Source organism: Martelella sp. AD-3 (assembly GCF_001578105.1).
Taxonomy (GTDB): domain Bacteria; phylum Pseudomonadota; class Alphaproteobacteria; order Rhizobiales; family Rhizobiaceae; genus Martelella.
In genome coordinates, this window is sequence record NZ_CP014275.1 from 100,466 (window position 1) to 117,669 (window position 17,204).

A 17,204-nucleotide genomic window follows, 5' to 3' on the forward strand; every position below is an offset into this window, starting at 1 on the left:
ACGGCTCCGCCCATGCCGCATAGCCCCCAAGTCTTCTCGCCCCGGAGGGGAGAGATGTCGCGACAGCGACAGTGAGGGGGAGTCTATTCCCTCGGGTGCCCTTGCGATCAGATACGCTGCTTCACCCTCACTGCCCCTTTCGGGGCATCTCTCCCGCAGGCGGGAGAGAGTATCGGGAGCAAGTTCAGTCACTCGGGCAAACGCGACCGCCATTTGCGGCGGGACTACATTTTCCAAACACGCCAAAATCCGGGAGCGTTAGCCCCCGGATCGGCTGTTTCGGTGCGCGGCGCCTTAGTTGGAAGCCGTCTTGGCGAAGCGGGCGAGAAGGGCGTTGCCCTCTTCCTGGATCGTCGCCATGGCGTCTTCAACGGAGGTCTCGCCGGCGAAGATCTTGTTGTATTCGCGTTCCATGACTTCGCGGATCTGCGGGTAGAAGCCCATGCGGTAGCCCTTGGACCATTCGCCGCCCGGCAGCGAAAGCTGCTGGATGCCGACCTCGGCGACCGGCTGTTCTTCGTACCAGCCGTCTTCCTTGGCCAGTTCGTAAGCGGCGGTCGTGACCGGAACATAGCCGGTGGACTTGTGCCAGAAATACTGGATTTCCGGGGAGGTCAGGAACTGGAAGAAGTCGGCCGTGCACTTGTTCTGGGCATCATCCTTGCCGGAAAGCGCGAAGAGGGCCGCGCCGCCGATGAAGGAGTTGGTGCCGGCGCCCTCGATGGCGTCCCAGTAGGGCAGGAAGGTGGCCGAGAAAGGCATCTGGGCGGATTTCTGCAGGCCGCCGAAGGAGCCGGAGGAGCCGACCCAGAGCGCGACCTTGTCTTCCTCGAAGGGCTTCTGGTTGTCGGACCAGCCGGCGCCATAATAGCCGAAATAGCCGTTGTCGTACCAGTCCTTGAGCTTTTCGTACATCATGACGTGCTCGGGCGTGGTGACGAGAATCTCGGTGCCGTCGACGCTGTCATAGCCATTATTGTTGGTGGCGAACTGGAGATTGTTGCGCGAGAAGAAGTTCTCGGTCATTTCCCAGGTGAGCTGCGACTGGACGAGCGGGACATAGCCGGCGTCCTTCAGGGCAGGGGCGATCTCTTCGAACTCTTCCCAGGTCTTCGGCGCTTCGACGCCGGCCTTTTCGAAGGCTTCGGTGTTGATATACATGATCGGCGCCGAGGAATTGAACGGCATGCCGACGAACTTGCCATCGCTGTCCGCGTAGAAATAACGCACGCCTTCGATGAAGTCTTCGCGGTTGAAGTCGTAGCCGGCGTTATTGATCAGGTCTTCGGCCGGAATGGCGGCGCCCTTGGCGTTCATGATCGTGGCGGCGCCGGCGTCGAACACCTGCAGGATGTTCGGCTGTTCGCCCGAGCGGAAGGCAGCGATGCCGGAAGCGAGCGCTTCTTCGTAAGTGCCCTTGGAAACCGGCGTCAGGTTGCAGGCATCCTGGCTTTCGTTGAAGCGCTTGGAAATCTCGTTGATGACGGCCTGGTTGTTGCCGCCCATGCCGTGCCACCAGGTGATGTCGGTGGCGGCGAAGGCGGTCGAGGTCGAAAGGCCGACGGTCAGCGCGGCCAGAACAAATTTCTTCATGATGAAAGTCCCCGTTCAGAATCTGAGTAATCATCGCGGTGGATGATGGAAGCGGGGTATCGCGCCTACGTGACGTCCGAACGACGATTTTGTTTCAAATTTATAAAACCGAGCGCGCGGATGTTTTCATTTGCGCACTCCCGGTGTTCGTATCGTCAAAAGGCATCCGGGAAGTGCCGGGGCAGGCGGCGGGGCAGAAAGGCGAGAATGTCATACCGTTGCGAAAGGCGGTGCGCGTCGGGTTGGCGCGAAAGCCAGACATCGGAGGCGGCGCGGATGCGTCTTTGGGCCGTGGCGGTCACGGCGTCGATCGCCACCCTTTCGCTCGTCCGCGCCTTGACCTCGACAAAGAGGGCGAGGTCGCCTTTGCGGGCAATGATGTCGATTTCGCCGGCGTGGCATTTGAAGCGCATGGCGAGGATGCGGTAGCCTTTGAGGCGAAGGTAAAGCGCGGCAAGGCTTTCGGCGCGCCGCCCGCGTCGTTCCGCCTCCCGCCGTCTTGTCGCCTCACGCCCCATCGCCGTGCTTCAGGTTGAGAAGCCGCTGGTAGAGGTCCTTGCGCGCAAGGCCGGTCTCCCTTGCGGCCTGCGCCGCCGCTTTCGCCGCAGGCATATCGGCGACGAGCCGTTTCAGCAGCGCATCGACATCCGCCGCGCCCGGCGCATCCGGCGTTGGCGGCGGGCCGATGACGAGCACGATCTCGCCTTTGACCTCTGCGTCGCGATAGGCCTCCGCAAGTTCGCCAAGCGTGCCGCGCCGGAATTCCTCATAAGTCTTGGTCAGTTCCCGGCAGACGGCGGCCGGCCGATCCGCGCCGAGGACGTCGCTGGCCGCTTCAAGTGAAGCCCCGATGCGGTGCGGCGATTCGAAGAAGATCAGCGTTGCCGGAATATCCGTCAGTTCCGCCAGCCGGTCGCGTCGGCCCTTGTCCTTGTGCGGCAGGAAACCGGCGAAGAAGAAGGCGTCATTGGGAAGCCCCGCGCCGACAAGGGCGGCCAGCGGCGCCGACGCGCCGGGGATCGGCACGACCTTTATGTCTTCCGCGATCGCCAGTCCCGCGAGCCGGTAGCCGGGGTCGGAGACGAGCGGCGTTCCGGCGTCGGAGACGAGCGCGACGCTCTTTCCCGCGCGAAGGGCTGACATCAGCTGCTCTCCGGCCTTTTCCGCATTGTGCTCGTGATAGGCGAAGGGGCGCCTGGCGATGGCGAAACGGTCGAGCAGCTTGCGGGTAACGCGCGTATCCTCGCAGGCGAGAATGTCCGCGCCGGCAAGGGTCTCGAGCGCGCGCACGGTGATGTCGCCAAGATTGCCGATCGGGGTGGCGACAAGGTAAAGGCCGGGTGAAAGCGGCCGGGCCTCGATTGAATGTCCCGCGATTTCAAATCTGTTGCCGTCGCTCATCTCACGTCCCCGTTTTCCTTCTTTGATCATGGCCGTCATCCCGCGACAAGGGGCGAGGGCGCCTCCCCGGCCCCGTAGGCAACCGGAATATGGGTGGAGGCTTGCTGCCGGGCCTTGCAATCGGCGCGAATTTGCTGTCATTTTGTCTCCCCGCCCGCGGCCTTTTCGGACGCGAGGCCCCGTTCGACTGCCGTCCGGCATTTGACCCGTGCGAAAGAGTGAAAGCGAAAGTCATGCGTATCACGCTCGAAAGATCCGACCTTCTGAAGTCCCTGAACCATGTTCACCGCGTGGTCGAGCGCCGCAACACCATTCCGATTCTCTCCAACGTTCTGTTGAAGGCCGAGGGCAATGATCTCGAGATGAAGGCGACCGACCTTGACCTCGAGATCACCGAGAAAACGCCGGCCATGGTCGAGCAGGCGGGCGCGACCACCGTTCCCGCCCATCTGCTCTACGAGATCGTGCGCAAGCTTTCCGACGGCGCCGAGGTTTCGCTGGCGACGGCGAGCGACGGCCAGACCATTTCGGTCGCCTCCGGCAAGTCCAAGTTCTCGCTGCAGTGCCTGCCGCAGGAGGATTTCCCGGACCTGACCGCCGGCACGTTCAGCCATGCCTTCAAGCTGAAGGCCGCCGATCTGAAGATGCTGATCGACCGCACCCAGTTCGCGATCTCGACCGAGGAAACGCGCTACTATCTGAACGGCATCTATTTCCACGCCATGACCGAGGGCGCCGAGCTGAAGCTGCGGGCCGTCGCCACCGACGGTCACCGCCTGGCGCGCGCCGAGATCGATGCGCCCTCGGGATGCGAGAACATGCCGGGCGTCATCATTCCGCGCAAGACCGTCGGCGAATTGCAGAAGCTCGTCGATGACCCCGAAATCATCGTGCACGTCGAGGTCTCCGACGCCAAGATCCGCTTCACCATCGGTTCGGTGGTCATCACCTCCAAGCTGATCGACGGCACCTTCCCCGATTACCAGCGGGTGATCCCGGCCAATAACGACCGCGAAATGCGGATCGAATGCGATGCCTTCGCCAAGGCGGTCGATCGCGTCTCGACCGTTTCGTCGGAGCGCGGCCGCGCCGTCAAGCTGTCACTTACCGAAGGCCAGCTGACGCTTACCGTCAACAATCCCGATTCGGGCAGCGCCACGGACGAACTCGCGGTCGGCTATGACAGCGAGGCGATGGATATCGGCTTCAACGCCAAATATCTGCTCGACATCACCTCGCAGCTGACCGGCGACGAGGCGATCTTCCTGTTCGCAGACGCCGGCTCGCCGACGCTGGTGCGCGACACCGACAGCAAGAACGCGCTTTATGTGCTGATGCCGATGCGGGTCTGACGCCTGCTTTTTTCTTCCCATCAGGCGCCTTTTGTGCGAGTTGAAGCGCGAACAGGACGCTTGTCGAGAAGGAGTTGTGGCATGAGTGCGCGCGAACGCTTGATCGTGGGACTGGATGTTCCGGGGGTGGACGAGGCGGCGCAGATGGTGGCGCGGCTCGGCGACAGCGTCTCCTTCTACAAGATCGGCTACCAGCTTGCCTTTGCCGGCGGGCTTTCCTTCGCCCGCGAACTGGCGGCGGACGGCAAGCAGGTCTTCCTCGACATGAAGCTGCTCGACATCGACAACACGGTCGCCAAGGGCGTCGAGAACATCGCCAAGATGGGCATGTCGATGCTGACGCTGCATGCCTATCCCAAGGCGATGCGCGCGGCCGTGGAAGCGGCCGAGGGCTCCGGGCTCTGCCTTCTCGGCGTGACCGTGCTGACCTCGATGGATGATGCCGATCTCGCCGAGGCAGGCTATCCGGGCGATGCGCAGGCGCTGGTGAAACGGCGCGCCGCACAGGCGGCGGAGGCGGGAATGGGCGGCATCGTCTGCTCGGCGGCCGAAGCGGTTCTGGTGCGCGACATCATCGGGCCGGAACGCGCGATCGTCACGCCCGGCATCCGCCCGGCGGGGACGTCCGCGGATGATCAAAAACGGGTAATGACGCCGGCCAAGGCCATTGCCGCCGGCGCGTCCCACCTCGTCGTCGCCCGGCCGATCCTCCGCGCGGAAGACCCGAAGGCGGCGGCAGAGGCCATTGTCGCCGATATCGAAAGCGCTATGTCACAGGAAACAGGGTCCGCATAAAGGGCAATGTGTCACTTTCGACACGCCAGGGGCGAAATCTCATGAAGCAGGCAGCGCCGGCGAAAACTGCGTCAGCTTGACCCTTCACCTTCAGCCCTGTTTGGGCTATTGCACTCGGGTAATCACTTCGGCTTTCGGCGATTTCAGGAGCTAGGCATGACGCTATCGAACATTCCTCCGCTGGTCACGGTCTTCGGCGGGTCGGGTTTCGTCGGGCGCTATGTCGTTCGCGCGCTTGCCAAGAGGGGCTATCGCATCCGCGTTGCCGTGCGCCGGCCGGATCTGGCGCTGTTCCTGCAGCCGCTCGGCAATGTCGGGCAGATCACCTTCTTCCAGTCCAATCTGCGCTATCCCGATTCGGTGCGCCGGGCTGTGGAAGGCGCCGATCATGTCGTCAACTGCGTCGGCATCCTGTTTGAAAGCGGCAAGAACGGCTTTGACGCGGTGCAGGCCGATGGCGCCCGTCTGGTGGCCGAATGCGCGCGCGATGCCGGCGCCACGCTGACTCACGTTTCGGCAATCGGCGCCGACGAGAAAAGCGAATCGCACTATGCACGCTCCAAGGCCAAGGCTGAGGCTTCCGTCCGCGAGATCCTGCCGGAAGCCGTGATCGTCCGTCCCTCGATCATCTTCGGGCCGGAGGATGATTTCTTCAACAAGTTCGGCAAGATGTCGCTGATCTCGCCGGTTCTGCCATTGATCGGCGGCGGCAGGACGAAGTTCCAGCCCGTCTATGTCGGCGATGTCGCCGAGGTGATCGCGCGCGCCGTTGACGGCAAGGTCGAAGGCGGCAAGGTCTACGAGCTCGGCGGCCGCGACGTGCTGACCTTCCGCGAATGTCTCGAGGAGGTGCTGCGCGTGAGCGGCCGCAAGCGCGGCCTTGTGTCGCTGCCCTTCGGCCTCGCTTCGTTCTTCGGCGGCATTGCCGGCTCCGTGCCGCTGATCGCGCCGCCGCTGACGGCCGATCAGGTAAAGCTTCTGAAATCCGACAATGTCGTCTCCGAGGAGGCTGCAGCCGAGGGCCGCACGCTTGCAGGTCTCGGCATTCGTCCCGCCCAGCTTGACGCGATCCTGCCGACCTATCTCGTGCAGTACCGCCAGCACGGCCAGTTCGGCCGCGCTGCCTGAGCCGCCGGCGGCGCAGGGCCTTTCGCCTGGATAAGAGAAAAAAAACCGGGTTCTGCGGAACCCGTCACATGGCCTACGTCTTTACCAATTATTGAAAGGTCATCAGGAAGATGGCCTTGCCGGTCCCACTGAAACAAGGTGTCTTTGAAAATGGGTAAGTCGATTGCTGTTCTGTTTGCAGGCGCGGCTTTGATCATCATGGCGGCTTCTCTGGCAGCGCCCGGCAGTATCGCGGCGGGCAAGCCGGGCTGCGCGCCTGCCTACGGCATTGATCCCTGCGCCATGGCTTCCATCAAGTAAAGTCTTTCGACGGGTGAACGCTGTTTCACCGTGACGTGAGCGCCGCCGCCGGCGTTTAATCTTGACAACGACCCTCTCCTTTTGCAAATAAGAGACGATCGCTGACGAACGTCAATGGTGAAGGGCATGCTTGTCTGCAGCTGCAATTTTGTGACCGAGAAAGAAATCGTGGACGTGGTGAACGAGCTCCTCGACGAGGATTGCTGGCGCATCATTGTTCCCGGCACGGTTTACAACCGCATGCAGAAGCGTGGCCGATGCTGCGGCTGCTTCCCGAACGTCATCGATATCATCGTCCGTACCTCCGAGCAGTATCACGTCAATCGCGACTCGACCGGCGCCGAGTTTTGTGATTTTTTGAGCCGCCTGAAGAAGTTCCAGGAAGAAAAAAGGAGAACGGACGTTGAAAGGCGACAAAAAAGTAATCGAGCGGCTGAACGAAGCGCTGTTTCTTGAGCTCGGCGCCGTCAACCAGTACTGGCTGCATTATCGTCTGTTGCAGGACTGGGGCCTGACCAAGCTGGCGTCCAAGGAGCGTGCGGAATCCATTGAAGAGATGCACCACGCCGACAAGCTGACCGACCGCATCATCTTCCTCGAAGGCCATCCGAACCTCCAGACCGTGGCGCCGCTCCGCATCGGCCAGACGGTAAAGGAAGTGCTCGAGAGCGATCTCGCCGGTGAATATGAGGCGCGCAATTCCTACAAGGAATCCCGTGATATCTGTCACGAGGCTGGCGATTACGTCAGCATGAAGCTGTTTGAAGAGCTGATGATCGACGAGGAGGGTCATATTGATTTCCTCGAAACCCAGCTCGAACTCCTGGAATCGCTCGGCGAGAAGAAATACGCCCAGCTGAACGCCGGCGCGACCGACGAAGCCGAATAAAGGCGCTCTCGCTTTTGTATTTAGAAGGCCCGGGCCGCAGAGGTCCGGGTCTTCTCGCGTTCCGGGTCATCCCTTTGCGAAATGTCGGAACTCGGCGGTGACCTGCGCGTAGACGGCGCGTTTGAAATCCACGATCAGGCCCGCAAGTTCGTCGATATCGGTCCACTGCCAGGCGTCGAACTCCTGCATGTGGCCGTCCGGCGGCGGGTTGATGGCGATTTCGTTGTCAGATCCGAGAAAGCGGAAGGCGTACCAGCGCTGGGTCTGGCCGCGATAGCGGCCCTTGAGCCCGATGCCGATCAGGTGTTCGGGCAGGTCGTAATTGATCCAGCCCTTCGATTCGCCGAGAAGCTCGACCGTCTTCATGCCTGTCTCCTCGTAAAGCTCGCGTTTTGCCGCCTCGAGCGGGGCCTCGCCCGGATCAATGCCGCCCTGCGGCATCTGCCAAAGCTGCGGCGAACCATCGGATTCCGAATTGCCTTCCGAAAGGCGGCGCCCGAGCCAGACCTTGCCTTCCGGGTTCAGGGTCATCACCCCGACATTGGGGCGATAGGGGAGGTCGTGGGCTGTGGGGCGAGGCATTTTATCGGGCATGGTGCGCTCCTTGGGAGGGGAGAAGAAGGAATTTGGTGCTTTTCTACCACGCCGGAAAGGCTTGCCAAAGACCTATGCGGAGCGTTCCATCAGCGCCGTCATCGCCTTGCGGAAACGCGCCGAAATCGCCGCGCGTTTCAGGTGGCGTCCGCCTTCAACCTGCTTCTTTCCATTTGCCCAGACGCAATCCGGCCTGATCTGGTTTGCAAAGATGAACCCGTCGAGTGCCTGATCGTCCTTCAGCCATGGGGCGGCGCTGTCATCAAGCGAATCAAGCGAGAAGAAGCTTGCGGGCCTGCCTTCCGCAATGCCGGCCTCGATCCCCATGGCCTGCGCCCCGCCGGCTAGTGCACCGTTCAACAGGCGGCGACCGGTCGTACCGCCGGTTTCGGCAATCACGTTGCGCGCCCGCTCGCCGAGACGCTGGGCATATTCGAGCTGGCGCAGCTCGTCGGAAAGGCCGATCAGAACGTTGGAATCCGAGCCGATGCCAAAAACGCCGCCGGAGTTCAGGAACCGGCTTGCGGGGAAAATACCATCGCCGAGATTGGCTTCGGTCACGGGGCAAAGGCCCGCGACTGCGCCGGATTTCGCCAACCCGTCGGTTTCCGCTTCGGTCATGTGGGTGGCGTGGATCAGGCACCAGCGAGCATCGACGCCGGTATTGTCGAGCAACCATTCGACCGGTCGTTTTCCGCTCCAGGCGCGGCAGTCGTCGACTTCCTTCGTCTGCTCGGCGATATGCATATGCACGGGTCCATCGGTGAGGCCGGCAGCGAACGCGAGCTCCTCCGGCGTGACCGCGCGCAGGGAATGCGGCGCGACGCCGAGAACGGCGCTTTCCAGCCCGCCAACCACTTTTGCCGAAGCTTCCATCAGGCGCTGAAAACTGTCGCGATCATGGATGAAGCGGCGCTGGCCATTGTTCGGTTCCGCGCCGCCGAAATTGGAATGGGCATAGAAGACCGGCAGCAGCGTCAGGCCGATGCCGGTTTCGGAGGCGGCAGCGGCGATGCGCTCGGCCATCTCGCCGATGTTGTCGTAGTGGCTGCCGTCCTTGTCATTGTGGAGATAATGGAATTCGCCGACATGGGCGAAGCCCGCTTCCAGCATTTCCACGTAAAGCTGTGCCGCGATCGCCTCTGCCTCGTCGGGCTCGATTGCGAAGGTGAAGCGGTACATCACCTCCCGCCAGCTCCAGAAATTGTCGCTTGCGGGCCCGCGCCGCTCGGCAAGGCCCGCCATGGCGCGCTGGAAGGCGTGGGAGTGGAGATTGGCGACGGCGGGCACGATGATGTCGTGGCGCTCGTCCCCGGCTTCCGGCGCCTGATCGAAGGCGAGGCCGGCAATGCGGCCGGCGTTGAGCGAAAGCCGCGCATTCCTGCGCCAGCCTTCCGGTGTCAGCACGTTTTCTGCGAAGATCGTCATGGGCATCCGGTCCGTTCCGCGTCAAATTTATTCTTGCCGATTGTTTCATTATGTATATACATAATAATCAGCCAAGACAATAAGGGGGAAGAGATGCGTTCTGCGCCGAACACGCTTTTTACCAATGCCCGCCTTTGCGCCATGACCGGCAATGACATTGCGCCGGTTCCCGGCGTTCTGGCCGTCCGCGACGGGCGGATTGCTTATGTCGGCGCGGAAGAGGCGCTGCCAGCGAACTTCGCCGGGTTCGAGACGGTCGATTGCGGCGGCAGGCTGGTCACGCCCGCGCTGATCGATTGCCATACCCACATCGTTTATGGCGGCAGCCGCGCGAAGGAATTCGAGATGCGGCTTGAGGGCGTTCCTTACGAGGAGATCGCCCGCGCCGGCGGCGGAATCGTCTCGACCGTATCCGCCACCAATGCGCTTTCGGAAGACGATCTGGTCGAAATGGCTCTGCCGCGCCTCGACACGTTGATAGCCGAAGGCGTCGCGACCATCGAGATCAAGTCCGGTTACGGGCTTAATATTGAAGCCGAACTGAAGATGCTGCGCGCTGCCCGACGCTTGGCGACACTGCGCCCAGTGCGCATCAGGACCACCTATCTGGCTGCCCATGCCACGCCACCGGAATACACGGGCCGCAACGGCGATTACATCGCGAAGGTCGTCCTGCCCGGTCTTGAAGCGGCGCATGCGGAAGGCCTTGTCGATGCCGTCGACGCATTCTGCGAGGGCATTGCCTTTTCGCCCGACGAACTGAAGCCGGTGTTTGAAAAGGCAACAGCACTTGGCCTGCCGGTGAAGCTGCACGCCGAACAGCTTTCCAATCTGCACGGCGCGGAAATGGCGGCGTCTTATGGTGCGCTCTCCGCCGACCATCTCGAATATCTCGATGAGGCTGGCGCAAAGGCAATGGCTGAGGCCGGGTCGGTCGCGGTGCTGCTACCCGGAGCGTTCTATACGCTGAAGGAAAAGCAGCTTCCGCCGGTCGCAGCCCTGCGCGAGGCCGGCACGCGGATCGCGCTCGCGACCGACTGCAATCCCGGCACATCGCCGCTCACCTCGTTGCTTCTGACCATGAATATGGGGGCAACGCTCTTCGGGTTGACCGTTGCCGAATGCCTTGCCGGCGTCACCCGCAATGCCGCCCGCGCGCTCGGTCTTGCGGAGGAAACCGGTACGCTGGAAGCCGGCAAGGCGGCCGATATCGCGATTTGGGATGTCAATGCGCCGGCAGAACTGGTCTATCGCATCGGTTTCAATCCGCTTTCCCGGCTTTATATCGGCGGCCGCGAGGTTTCGCGATGACGCTTGTTCTCACCCCCGGCAGCGTGACGCTGGCCACGCTGGAAAAAATCTATCGCGGCGATGATGCCGTGCGGCTGGACCCCGGCTGCGACGTTGCCATCGAGAAGGCCGCCGCCCGCATTGCCGCGATCGCCGCCGGCAATGAACCGGTCTACGGCATCAACACCGGCTTCGGAAAACTGGCTTCGATCAGGATCGATGCCGCCGATACCGCGACCCTGCAGCGCAACCTCATCCTGTCGCATTGCTGCGGCGTTGGCGCGCCGCTCGATGGCAGCGTCGTGCGGCTGATCATGGCGCTGAAGCTGATCTCGCTCGGCCGCGGCGCCTCCGGCGTGCGGCCGGAACTGGTGCGGCTGATCGAGGATATGCTGGCAAAGGACGTCACCCCCGTCATTCCGGAAAAAGGCTCGGTCGGGGCATCCGGCGATCTTGCCCCGCTTGCGCATATGGCAGCGGTGATGATGGGCGAGGGCGAAGCATTTTTCGAAGGCGAACGGCGTTCGGGACGCGATGCGCTGGCAAAAGCCGGCCTCACGCCCGTTCAGCTTGCCGCCAAGGAGGGGCTGGCGCTGATCAACGGCACGCAGGTGTCGACGGCCTTGGCGCTTGCCGGCCTGTTCCGCGCCTTCCGCTGCGCCGCCACTGCGCTCGTCACCGGCGCGCTTTCCACCGATGCGGCGATGGGTTCGCCGGCGCCCTTCCATCCCGATATCCACACGCTGCGCGGTCATCAGGGCCAGATCGATGCGGCTGCAAGCTTGCGCGCCCTGCTCGAAGGCTCGGAAATCCGCGTTTCCCATATCGAAGGCGACGAGCGGGTGCAGGACCCTTACTGCATCCGTTGCCAGCCGCAGGTCGATGGCGCCTGTCTCGATCTTCTGCGCCAGGCCGGCCGCACGCTCGAAATCGAGGCCAATGCGGCCACCGACAACCCGCTGGTGCTTTCCGATGACAGCGTCGTTTCCGGCGGCAATTTCCATGCCGAGCCGGTGGCGTTTGCCGCCGACCAGATCGCCATCGCCGTCTGCGAGATCGGCGCGATTGCCCAACGCCGGATCGCTTTGCTGGTCGACCCGGCGCTCTCCTTCGGTCTGCCCGCCTTCCTGTCGAGAAAGCCGGGGCTGAATTCAGGGTTGATGATTGCCGAGGTCACCTCTGCCGCGCTGATGAGCGAGAACAAGCAGATGGCGCACCCGGCCTCCGTCGATTCGACGCCGACCTCGGCCAATCAGGAAGACCACGTGTCGATGGCCTGCCACGGCGCGCGGCGGCTTCTGGCGATGACCGAGAACCTTGCCAGCATTATCGGCATCGAGGCTCTGTGCGGCGTTCAGGGCGTCGAACTTCGCGCGCCGCTCGCCACGAGCCCGGCGCTGCAGCGGGTCATTTCCGCATTTCGCGCGCGGGTAGCGACGCTTGAGGGCGATCGCTACATGGCCGGTGATCTTGAGACGGCGGCGGCGGCGGTGCGCGATGGCGTGCTGATCGATGCGGTCGGGGCAGGGGTGCTGCCGGAGATTGGGCGTTGAGGTCATTGCGCATGTCACCTCCGGCACCGGGGTTCCTTCCCTCACCCGGCGCATCCGCGCCACCCTCTCCCCTTGCGGGGCGAGGGGGAGCAAGCAGCCATCGCCTGAACGCGCGGACAGGCAGGGCGTCGCCGGCGTCCCCTTCTCCCCTTGGGGAGAAGGTGGCCGAAGGCCGGATGAGGGTAAACGGCGTTTGCCGAAACTCCAGACAGAGGAATATTTTCCCATGACCGATCCCGTCATTGTCAAACAGGGCTCGTCCCCCGTCATTCTCGGTTTTCCGCACACCGGCACCCATGTCCCACCGGAGATCGAGGCACGGCTCAATGAAAACGGCCGCCTGCTCGCCGATACCGACTGGCATGTCGACCGACTCTATGACGGCCTTCTGGCGGATGCGACCACGGTGAAGGCGACCTTCCATCGCTATGTCATCGATGCCAATCGCGACCCTTCGGGCGCGAGCCTCTATCCGGGCCAGAACACCACCGGGCTGGTGCCGGAGACGGATTTCGACGGCAAGCCGATCTGGAAGGATGGCGAAGGACCGAGCGAGGCAGATATTGCAGCGCGGACCAAAGCCTTCCACGCGCCTTATCATGCGGCGCTGGCGGCGGAAATCGCGCGGGTTAAGGCCGAGCACGGCATCGCCATTCTCTATGATTGTCATTCGATCCGCTCGCGCATTCCCTTCCTGTTTGAAGGCAAGCTGCCGGATTTCAACATCGGCACCAATCTCGGCGTCACCTGCGCGCCCGAATTCGAGGCCGCGGTGTTGGGCGTCGTGTCGCTCGCCGATGGCTATGGCCATGCCGTCAACGGCCGCTTCAAGGGTGGCTGGACGACGCGGCATTACGGCCAGCCTGCGACGGGCGTTCATGCCATCCAGATGGAGCTGGCGCAGTCGACCCACCTTGCCACCGAGGCGCCGCCCTTTGCCTATGACGAGGAAAAGGCCGGCAAGCTGCGCCGCCATCTGCAGGATATTCTGGAGCGGATCGAACGCCTGTCGTTCTCCGCGCGCATGTAAGAGAGGGAACGACAATGACCGACAACCCGCGACACAATGCCCGCGAAATCCACGCCCCGACCGGCACGGAACTCAACGCCAAGAGCTGGCTCACCGAAGCGCCGCTCCGGATGCTGATGAACAATCTCGATCCCGATGTCGCCGAAAAGCCGCATGAACTGGTCGTTTATGGCGGCATCGGCCGCGCGGCGCGCACCTGGGGCGATTTCGACAAAATCGTCGAGACGCTGAAGACGCTGGAGGACGACGAGACGCTGCTGGTGCAGTCCGGCAAGCCCGTCGGCGTGTTCCGCACCCATGCGGATGCGCCGCGCGTGCTGATCGCCAACTCCAACCTCGTGCCGCACTGGGCCAACTGGGACCACTTCCACGAACTCGATAAGAAGGGCCTGATGATGTACGGCCAGATGACGGCCGGGTCGTGGATCTATATCGGGGCGCAGGGCATCGTGCAGGGCACCTACGAGACCTTCGTGGAGGCCGGCCGCCAGCATTACAACGGCGATCTTTCGGGCAAGTGGATCCTCACCGGCGGTCTCGGCGGCATGGGCGGCGCGCAGCCGCTTGCCGCCGTCATGGCGGGCGCCTGCTGCCTTGCCGTCGAATGCGACCCGACCCGCATCGATTTCCGTCTGCGCACCGGCTATGTCGACGAAAAGGCCGAGACGCTGGATGAGGCGCTTGCCATGATCGACGCCTGGACGAAAGCGGGCGAGGTGAAATCCGTCGGCCTTCTCGGCAACACGGCGGAAATCCTGCCCGAACTGGTGAAGCGCGGCGTCCGTCCCGACATCGTCACCGACCAGACTTCCGCCCATGACCCGGTCAACGGCTATCTGCCCGCCGGCTGGAGCCTTGGCGAATGGCGCGACAAGGCCGAGCGCGATCCGAAAGCGGTCGAAAAGGCCGCGCGGGCCTCGATGCGCACCCATGTGGAGGCCATGCTCGCCTTCTGGGACAAGGGCATCCCGACGGTCGATTACGGCAACAATATCCGCCAGATGGCCAAGGAAGAGGGCTGCGATCGCGCCTTTGATTTCCCCGGCTTTGTCCCGGCCTATATCCGTCCGCTGTTCTGCAGGGGCATCGGCCCGTTCCGCTGGGCTGCCCTTTCCGGCGATCCGGAGGACATCTACAAGACCGATCAGAAGGTCAAGGAACTGCTGCCGGACAACACCCACCTGCACAACTGGCTCGACATGGCGAAGGAGCGTATCCATTTCCAGGGCCTGCCGGCGCGCATCTGCTGGGTCGGGCTTGGCGACCGCCATCGGCTTGGCCTCGCCTTCAACGAAATGGTGAAGAACGGCGAACTCAAGGCCCCGATCGTGATCGGCCGCGATCATCTCGATTCCGGTTCCGTCGCGTCGCCGAACCGCGAGACGGAAGCCATGCAGGACGGCTCGGATGCCGTTTCCGACTGGCCGTTGTTGAACGCCCTGCTCAACACCGCATCGGGCGCCACATGGGTGTCGCTGCATCATGGCGGCGGCGTCGGCATGGGATTCTCCCAGCATGCCGGCATGGTGATTTGCTGTGACGGTTCCGATGACGCGGCAAGGCGCATCGGCCGCGTGCTCTGGAACGACCCGGCCACCGGTGTCATGCGCCATGCGGATGCCGGTTATGACATCGCCATCGAATGCGCGAAGGAAAATGACTTGCGCCTGCCGGGCATTCTGGGCAATTGACGGGTGAAGGCGACCGGCGTTTCGCAAATCTTTACCCGAACCGGGCATTGGGATGAGCGGCTGCGCTTCTGGTGTGGCCGCTCATCCCCAATGGACGTCGGGAAGAATTTCATGCGCTGGTTAGCCGCTATCCTCGTTTCGTTTGCCATCGCAATACCGGCAAGGGCTGCCCTTGCCGAAACGCTCTGCACGCTCGTTGCCGAGGCGACGACGGGTGCCGTGCTGGTGGAGGACGGCGATTGCCAGACGCGCGTCACGCCAGCTTCCACCTTCAAGGTGCCACTGGCGGTGATGGGCTTTGATGCCGGATTTCTGAAAGACGCCGCGCATCCGGTTCTGGCCTATCACGACGGCGACCCCGACTGGGGCGGAGCGAAATGGCGACGCGATACCAATCCGGCGGACTGGCTGCGCTATTCCGTCGTCTGGTATTCCCAGCGGATCACCCATGCGCTCGGCGCCGAGGCGCTGACGGCCTATGCGCAATCCTTCGGATACGGAAATGCCGATTTTTCCGGCGATGCGGGTTTTGACAACGGGCTTGATCGGGCATGGATATCATCCTCGCTTCAGGTTTCGCCCGTTGAGCAGGCGCGTTTCCTGCGCGCGCTCGTTCTTGGCGCCTTGCCGGTGCGCGAAGATGCCATGGTCCAAACGCGGGCCATTGTCGAAACCCGGCAGGCCGGCGACTGGCTGGTGCACGGAAAAACGGGCGCCGCCTATCCTCGCAGGGCGGATCGCAGTTTCGACTATGCGCACGGCTGGGGCTGGTATATGGGGTGGGTTGAAAAAGGCGACCAATTGCTGGTCTTCGTTCGGCTGACACAGACGCGCGAGCGAATGAAGGGGTCTCCCGGGCTTCGTGCACGCGACGTCTTCCTGTCCGAGTGGCCTGCGCTCGCCAAGCAGATCCGGTGACATGCGCCAACACGACGTTTTTCAATATGCCGGTCGGCTGGATGCCGCATATTTTGTCTAGACAAATTATGCGGCGCCTGACTAATATGCCCATCGAAATAGCAATCAGCAAAACTGCTCAAAATAAAGCAAAGAGGGGTTCCAACATGACTTTCAAATGGCTTGCAGCCACTGCAATCGCCGTTTCAGCTCTCGCTACCGGCGCTCAGGCGCAGGAGACCAAGGTCGCCGTCGGCCTTTCCGGCTGGACCGGTTTCGCGCCGCTGACGCTCGCCAAGGAAGCCGGTATCTTTGAAAAGAACGGGCTCGATGTCGATCTGGTCAAGATCCCGCAGGCAAGCCGCCATCTGGCGCTCGCCTCCGGCGATATCCAGTGCGCCGCCACCACGGTTGAGACCTGGATTGTCTGGGCCGCCGCCGGCGTTCCGACCACGCAGATTTTCCAGCTCGACAAGTCCCACGGCGCCGACGGCATGGTCGTGCGTTCGGACATTGAATCGATCACGGACCTCAAGGGCAAGACCGTCGCGGCCTCCGCACCGGGCACCTCGCCCTATTTCTACCTCGCCTGGATCCTTAAGGAAAACGGCATGACGATGGATGACGTCAGGGTCGTCAATCTCGAGCCCGGCCCGGCCGCCCAGGCCTTCATCGCCGGCCAGAACGACGCGGCGATGACCTATGAGCCCTATCTTTCGTCTGTCCGCGAAGCGCCCGACGCCGGCAAGATCATCGCCACCACGCTCGATTATCCGGCCGTGATGGACACGTTCGGCTGCACGCCGGCCTTCCTGGAAGAAAATCCGGAAGCGGCCAAGGCGCTCGCCACCTCCTATTACGAGGCGCTCGACATGATCGCCGAAAGCCCGGAAGAGGCCTATGGCATCATGGGCGCGGATGTGAACCAGTCGGCAGAACAGTTCGCCGGCTCGGCGCAGTATCTCGAATGGCAGGACCGCGATGCGGCGATCGCCTTCTTCGGCGGCGAGTTCAACGACTTCTCCGCTGATGCAGCCGAGCTTCTGCTCGATGCCGGCGTGATCCGCGAGATCCCGGACCTGTCAACGCTCGCCGATCCGTCGTTTATCCAGGAGTAACACGAAACGCCCCCATTCGATCTCTTCCCTTGAGGGGGTGATGCCCCGACAGGGGCAGAGGGTGGTAAACCCTATCCGAAGGCACGGAGATTGCGGCTTACAGGGCTTGCGCCCTCTACCCCTCTCTGTCGCTTTCGCGACATCT

At 62.8% G+C, this 17,204-nt stretch carries 17 protein-coding genes; 12 read left to right on the plus strand and 5 right to left on the minus strand.

What is annotated here, in order from left to right:
* Window positions 1-294: 294 nt before the first annotated feature.
* The 3 genes from AZF01_RS00490 to rsmI form a co-directional block, all read right to left on the minus strand.
* The gene (locus AZF01_RS00490; RefSeq protein ID WP_371260656.1) at window positions 295-1,593 is read right to left on the minus strand and encodes an extracellular solute-binding protein; all 1,299 of its coding nucleotides are present in this window, start codon (window positions 1,591-1,593) and stop codon (window positions 295-297) included.
* Window positions 1,594-1,748: 155 nt separating this feature from the next.
* Window positions 1,749-2,111 carry a YraN family protein gene (locus AZF01_RS00495; protein ID WP_024708869.1) on the minus strand — a complete coding sequence of 121 codons (363 nt, stop codon included), beginning with the start codon at window positions 2,109-2,111 and terminating at the stop codon, window positions 1,749-1,751.
* Window positions 2,101-2,994 carry a 16S rRNA (cytidine(1402)-2'-O)-methyltransferase gene (rsmI, locus tag AZF01_RS00500; RefSeq protein WP_024708868.1) on the minus strand — a complete coding sequence of 298 codons (894 nt, stop codon included), beginning with the start codon at window positions 2,992-2,994 and terminating at the stop codon, window positions 2,101-2,103. Before rsmI ends, AZF01_RS00495 begins: the two co-directional genes overlap by 11 nt.
* 233 nt (window positions 2,995-3,227) lie before the next feature.
* On the opposite strand from rsmI, the gene dnaN reads away from it, so the two are divergent.
* From dnaN to bfr, 6 genes are all read left to right on the plus strand, one after another.
* On the plus strand, window positions 3,228-4,346 hold the full coding sequence (gene dnaN / locus AZF01_RS00505) for a DNA polymerase III subunit beta (protein WP_024708867.1): 1,119 nt from the start codon (window positions 3,228-3,230) through the stop codon (window positions 4,344-4,346).
* 81 nt (window positions 4,347-4,427) lie between these two features.
* The gene (gene pyrF, locus AZF01_RS00510) at window positions 4,428-5,141 is read left to right on the plus strand and encodes an orotidine-5'-phosphate decarboxylase (RefSeq protein WP_024708866.1); all 714 of its coding nucleotides are present in this window, start codon (window positions 4,428-4,430) and stop codon (window positions 5,139-5,141) included.
* Window positions 5,142-5,297: 156 nt separating this feature from the next.
* Entirely contained in the window at window positions 5,298-6,269 is a 972-nt protein-coding gene (locus tag AZF01_RS00515; RefSeq protein ID WP_024708865.1) for a complex I NDUFA9 subunit family protein, read from the plus strand.
* Window positions 6,270-6,419: 150 nt separating this feature from the next.
* Window positions 6,420-6,569 (plus strand): hypothetical protein, encoded by a 150-nt coding sequence (locus AZF01_RS24210; protein WP_024708864.1) that lies wholly within the window; start codon window positions 6,420-6,422, stop codon window positions 6,567-6,569.
* A 126-nt stretch (window positions 6,570-6,695) separates the two neighbouring features.
* The gene (locus tag AZF01_RS23330) at window positions 6,696-7,025 is read left to right on the plus strand and encodes a (2Fe-2S)-binding protein (RefSeq protein WP_081725818.1); all 330 of its coding nucleotides are present in this window, start codon (window positions 6,696-6,698) and stop codon (window positions 7,023-7,025) included.
* Window positions 6,973-7,458: a bacterioferritin gene (bfr, locus tag AZF01_RS00525; protein ID WP_024708862.1), complete on the plus strand. Its 486-nt coding sequence runs from the start codon at window positions 6,973-6,975 to the stop codon at window positions 7,456-7,458. The genes AZF01_RS23330 and bfr overlap by 53 nt, the downstream gene beginning before the upstream one ends.
* Before the next feature lie 66 nt (window positions 7,459-7,524).
* Here the strand turns inward: bfr and AZF01_RS00530 are convergent, their stop codons facing one another.
* On the minus strand, window positions 7,525-8,052 hold the full coding sequence (locus tag AZF01_RS00530) for an RNA pyrophosphohydrolase (RefSeq protein ID WP_081725817.1): 528 nt from the start codon (window positions 8,050-8,052) through the stop codon (window positions 7,525-7,527).
* Window positions 8,053-8,124: 72 nt separating this feature from the next.
* Window positions 8,125-9,486, minus strand: a complete 1,362-nt coding sequence (locus tag AZF01_RS00535; protein WP_152534569.1) for a formimidoylglutamate deiminase — start codon at window positions 9,484-9,486, stop codon at window positions 8,125-8,127.
* Window positions 9,487-9,573: 87 nt separating this feature from the next.
* Between AZF01_RS00535 and hutI the strand changes: the two genes are divergently transcribed.
* The 6 genes from hutI (at window position 9,574) to AZF01_RS00565 (ending at window position 17,059) form a co-directional block, all read left to right on the plus strand.
* Entirely contained in the window at window positions 9,574-10,791 is a 1,218-nt protein-coding gene (gene hutI / locus AZF01_RS00540) for an imidazolonepropionase (RefSeq protein ID WP_036237591.1), read from the plus strand.
* Window positions 10,788-12,323 carry a histidine ammonia-lyase gene (gene hutH / locus AZF01_RS00545; RefSeq protein ID WP_024708859.1) on the plus strand — a complete coding sequence of 512 codons (1,536 nt, stop codon included), beginning with the start codon at window positions 10,788-10,790 and terminating at the stop codon, window positions 12,321-12,323. The genes hutI and hutH overlap by 4 nt, the downstream gene beginning before the upstream one ends.
* A gap of 226 nt (window positions 12,324-12,549) precedes the next feature.
* Complete coding sequence (gene hutG / locus AZF01_RS00550; protein WP_024708858.1) at window positions 12,550-13,353, plus strand: N-formylglutamate deformylase; 804 nt, start codon at window positions 12,550-12,552, stop codon at window positions 13,351-13,353.
* A gap of 14 nt (window positions 13,354-13,367) precedes the next feature.
* Window positions 13,368-15,044, plus strand: a complete 1,677-nt coding sequence (gene hutU, locus AZF01_RS00555) for a urocanate hydratase (RefSeq protein WP_024708857.1) — start codon at window positions 13,368-13,370, stop codon at window positions 15,042-15,044.
* A 111-nt stretch (window positions 15,045-15,155) separates the two neighbouring features.
* Complete coding sequence (gene blaOXA / locus AZF01_RS00560) at window positions 15,156-15,962, plus strand: class D beta-lactamase (RefSeq protein WP_024708856.1); 807 nt, start codon at window positions 15,156-15,158, stop codon at window positions 15,960-15,962.
* A 146-nt stretch (window positions 15,963-16,108) separates the two neighbouring features.
* Window positions 16,109-17,059 (plus strand): ABC transporter substrate-binding protein, encoded by a 951-nt coding sequence (locus tag AZF01_RS00565; RefSeq protein ID WP_024708855.1) that lies wholly within the window; start codon window positions 16,109-16,111, stop codon window positions 17,057-17,059.
* Window positions 17,060-17,204: the final 145 nt, after the last annotated feature.